The following is a 2,109-nucleotide window of genomic DNA, read 5'->3' on the forward strand; positions in this document are numbered from 1 at the left end:
TGTGGAGGAGTCAGCGTAATTTTTATGGTGCGTAGCATGATCCTGATTCTATTGAAAATCAAGCAACTTCAATGATCACGGGTATATAATTTTCCCATTCGGGCAAAGAAAAAACTTTTTCTTGAGATACAGGTTTTCCATTGATGAAAAATTTCACATGTGTTTTGACATTTTCATCATTTCGATGTCGATATCCATCTTAATTCATGTGATTGGAGTCACGATCAATTTTCACAAGCTCTAAATGAGATGGTAGTCTTCCTTCGTTAAAACGCCAATGCGTAGCCCCTAATTCACTAATGTCATAATAGATATGATTCCATTGACTAAATTCGGCACTATTTTTAAAAGATTCAGGCAATGATTTTACATAAGATCCAGCATCATATGGTATACTAACTTTCTTTCCTACAACCATAACTTCATGAAAAGAATGCATTCCTCCACCAACAAGATAAGCGACAATTGCAAGCATATATTGTTTCTTTTCTTCTATATCTTCTAGAGGTCCAAACGCTTCAGCAGCTTGCAATAGACTTCCTGTTGTTCCTGATATTCCAGAACCAAAAAGAAGATTTAGATCGTCCATATCATCGAAAAATTTGTTAGCTTCTGAATGACTTTGACGAAAGATATCACGCTTAAATATATCAACACCACGGTTTCTTGATTTATATAGCTTTCCAACTATTGTAACATTATCGTTATTAGTGATACCTACTGTGAAAGAAGGCTCTACAACATTTTTGTTTTTTACTCTACCTCTTATTCTTTCTTGATCAAACCAATCTTGTCTTACTGTTTTTTCGAGAGCCTTATAGCGATCCAGTATTTCTCCTCCTAATGCAGGTAATACTTTTCTACCGATCGCATCATGGATGGACATTTTTTGTTCTAGTGTGCCATGTTTCAGTGCGCCTAGAATACTATTCCAGATAAAAAGGTCAGACAAATCTTCTAAACTTTGTTCTGAAATCCTTCCAAAAGAGAGCCTTCCATTAGTAAAAAAATAGTGACCGATCCCTTTAACAACTGCATTCAGCGTCTTATTTGGCTCTTGTTTAAAATGTGCCTGTAAATATCTTTCTATGCCGTTAGATATTTTTTCGACCGCTTTTTCTGTAAAAATTTGGTTGCGTAGAACAATTCCACCTAATTCTGAAGCTGCTAAGCTCCGCCGTTCTTTACTGACCTCCGTCGTATATGGTTTCATGTCTAAACCTAAGTGATTAAAACCTTGAGCTTCCCCCGTTTTAGCATATACAACACAAGAATTAGCAATAATTCCATAAGGAACATATGATTCGAATTGTTTTATACGTGGAAGATATTCCTGTTGAGAAAGCCCATTAGGGTGATCAAAATCACGAACAATGAATCCTCTATTCTTTGAATTTGGAGAGATTGACGTGTTTTTAACAACATTAATATCTTTTGCTAAAATGCTTGGTATTATTTCAGATAATCTTCCAAGGTTTTCTTTTGGTGAAGGTGAAATAATCTTATTTTCGATTAATGGCATAAGCATTTCCGACTATACCGAATCAACGTGAAGATGCAGACTTGAGAATCTGAAAATTATCATTAATTCGAGATGTAAAAGAGCTTGCGATCTCTGGAAAAGTCGCAGCAAAAAAATGGTTTATTGCCGCCTTGAAGTGCCGTTTACTTTTGAAGTAAACGTTGTTCCTCGACTTCTCATTCATTACCTTCCATAGCCGCTCTATTGGATTCAGGTTTGGGCTGTAAGGTAGAAGATAATTCAGAACAATATTAAGGACAAACGCCGCATCTTTAATTAAGTCACTGCGGTGATACCCTGCACCATCTAAGATGATATGAAGCTTATGAGCTAACGGATAAACTCTCTCTTAACTTACAGAAGAAGCGGACAATAGTTTCACTGTTAATGACCTAATAATCGTGAACAATGGTTGCACTAATATCCGACAGGTTTAGTGCGCCAATAATGTTCAATCGGCTACGATGATTAATGGGTGTAGCCGATCAGATCGTAACTTCTTGACTTAGTTCCATCGATTTACGCCACAAAACCCTACCATGATAATGACCAATTAAAGAGTTAGTTAGTGAATTGATGTGATGCGT

General features: G+C 36.3%; 1 protein-coding gene and 1 pseudogene. Both read right to left on the bottom strand.

What is annotated here, in order from left to right:
- Positions 1–199: 199 nt before the first annotated feature.
- Positions 200–1,522 (bottom strand): hypothetical protein, encoded by a 1,323-nt coding sequence (locus RH85_RS10175; protein WP_006712143.1) that lies wholly within the window; start codon positions 1,520–1,522, stop codon positions 200–202.
- Between the two features lie 22 nt (positions 1,523–1,544).
- Positions 1,545–1,989, bottom strand: a pseudogene (locus RH85_RS22270) (IS630 family transposase); the annotation flags it as partial.
- Between the last annotated feature and the right edge of the window lie 120 nt (positions 1,990–2,109).

Origin of the sequence: Vibrio ichthyoenteri ATCC 700023 (genome assembly GCF_000222605.1) — a bacterium.
GTDB lineage: Bacteria > Pseudomonadota > Gammaproteobacteria > Enterobacterales > Vibrionaceae > Vibrio > Vibrio ichthyoenteri.